The sequence below is a fragment of the Bradyrhizobium sp. UFLA05-153 genome (assembly GCF_054185185.1).
On the sequence record NZ_JBBIAM010000292.1, the window covers coordinates 1 to 2144 of the forward strand.

At 56.9% G+C, this 2144-nt stretch carries 2 protein-coding genes; both read right to left on the reverse strand.

The annotated features are described in order from the left end of the window. Nucleotides 1-178: 178 nt before the first annotated feature. Nucleotides 179-1138 carry a hypothetical protein gene (locus Q2941_RS51405; RefSeq protein ID WP_027522483.1) on the reverse strand — a complete coding sequence of 320 codons (960 nt, stop codon included), beginning with the start codon at nt 1136-1138 and terminating at the stop codon, nt 179-181. Nucleotides 1139-1714: 576 nt separating this feature from the next. Beyond that, entirely contained in the window at nt 1715-1909 is a 195-nt protein-coding gene (locus Q2941_RS51410) for a hypothetical protein (RefSeq protein WP_156944234.1), read from the reverse strand. Nucleotides 1910-2144 lie beyond the last annotated feature (235 nt).

Genomic DNA, 2144 nt, shown 5'->3' on the forward strand with positions numbered 1-2144 from the left:
GGATGCTCGAATCGGGCTTGTCCGGATCTGCGCGGGGGGTGTCCAGCAATGGGCATCCCTACCGCGAACCAGGGTCATAAGCGTCGTTCTGAAAGTCAGTCGGCTTCTTCCGGTGTTCACCGATAAGCAGACGATTTGAGAGCCACACCGGACTTCGCATGAGGGCCAATACCAGACATCATCTCGGCGGTCGCAGCTTGCTGTTGTCGTATGATGATGGGACGCCCGAGGCTTGCCGCTCCTTCGCTTCGTAGTACTCGGCTGAGAACTTGATAGACCATCGTGAGAAGAACGAACGCAATTTCCGAGTACGCTTCTCGACGCCGAAGTGTTCGGTGACATGCGCCTTGCGCAGCCACAATACCGCCGATGCGAGGCCGGCGGTGCGCTCGAGCCTTTCAACCGCCGCGATGCTGGCAACCTCCGCCTGCCGATAGCGAAAGCTAATCTTCCTGATCGCATGCACGCGCTGGATGGCTCGACAGATCCTGAATACGAGCTGAACGAACGGATGTCTCTTGGCTTGTGGCCAGGCTGCCGGGTACACCGGCACCACCAAAAGCTTGCTCTTGGCGATGATCGTTGCAACCGGATGCAAGAGTTGCGTCCAAGCAGGCCAAGACGCGACATTGGCAATCAGCACCGCGTGCATCACCGTTGCAGCCGCGAGAGAGATCGGAAGCCAAAGCACCGCGCCCAGTATCACGAGCAATGCGGTGTTCGGCGTGAGGTGCCGGCATTCTCTGAACACCCATGCCATGCTGCTTTCAAAGGCATCATGCACGGCTTGTTCGAACGCCCGATAGCTGATCCTCCGCCGTAACCACGACCAATTTCGGCGGATCCGCATGCGCCACTGTCGGCGTTTTGCCTCGGAAAGGGGAAGGAAGCGGAAAGCGCTGCTTATTAGAGCAACGACGACATTACCAAGAAGCTTGGCCGCAAAGAGCGGAAACCAGACAATCCGCACTGCGAATGGGAAGGCGTAGTCGAGCAGCCGCATCAAGATGGAAATAATGAAATGCAGGATTTTGTTTGCAACGAGTGCAACACAAACAAGCGGGATGATAATCACATCGTCGAGGGAGCCGCGGAAGCGGCCTTCGTCGGTCCATGCCGGATTAGGATAATCGGTCATGGTGCAACGTTTCCGGGCTGAAGACAGGGTCGTGCCGGCGCAAATTGGTATAGCACAATGTAATGGCCAGGACGGCCTCAAATTGCCGGTCGTTGATCAGTAGCTTGTTGTCTGCCAAGGGTCATGAGCGTGACCCTTCGCGATAGACGCGGCCTCTCGATTTCCGCTATCGCCCGAGAGCGACCGGGGACGTGTGGCGTTGCAATACGTCGCGAAGGGCCATTATCGGAAGTACCGAATGCGATGTTGCGGCGTAAGCAGAAGCAGCGCCCAGCGCACAAGATGAGCGCCGCCATGCAAGCGACACTACGAGCAGCCAGCCGGGTCTTCGCTTCTTCAGCACGGCTCGTCAAAGAAGGCCCTCCGCACCCATTTTGGAAGGTGGGAGGGCCAAGTTTACCTGTTACTCTACGTCCTCGGCGAGGGTATCACAGCCCTCACCGACGCTTGGCTCATTAGCCACCGAAGCCTGAGAGGTCCAATTTCTTCTTCGTAAGGTTACACCAGCCTCGCCAAGGACTGCGCTGAGCGAACCGGTGCTACATGGTCGTCTATCCGTCGCATCCGGCCGTAGTCTCAATCCAGGTATTCAGCAATCTCTTCAAGCGATGCATCAAAGCGCTCGCCAAGCACGACGAGATTGCTATCCTCCTTGACGAGCGCGTATCTGCCGAGATTGTCCTCGTGGATCGAACGTGATCGTGACTTATGGATAGCGTAACCGAGTTTGCGTGCACGCGCGCGCAACGCTTTTTCCTTCACAGAGCCCACGCGGGCGTCCTCGTGTCAATTGAGGCTGGTCTGGGCCCCGTTGCAGTCGCTTTCACAAACTCAGGCTCATGCCAAGCGCCTTTATGATGTCTTGATGCAAACTCCAGCATTACATGACGCTGGCCGTCGCATTAATGTTTTGAAATGAATGGGCATGGTGACCTGCCACTGAATTTTCATCCAGCAGCGGTTAGAGTCTCGGGGTTTTGTACGCCAAGTGGCGCGGGTGGAGCAA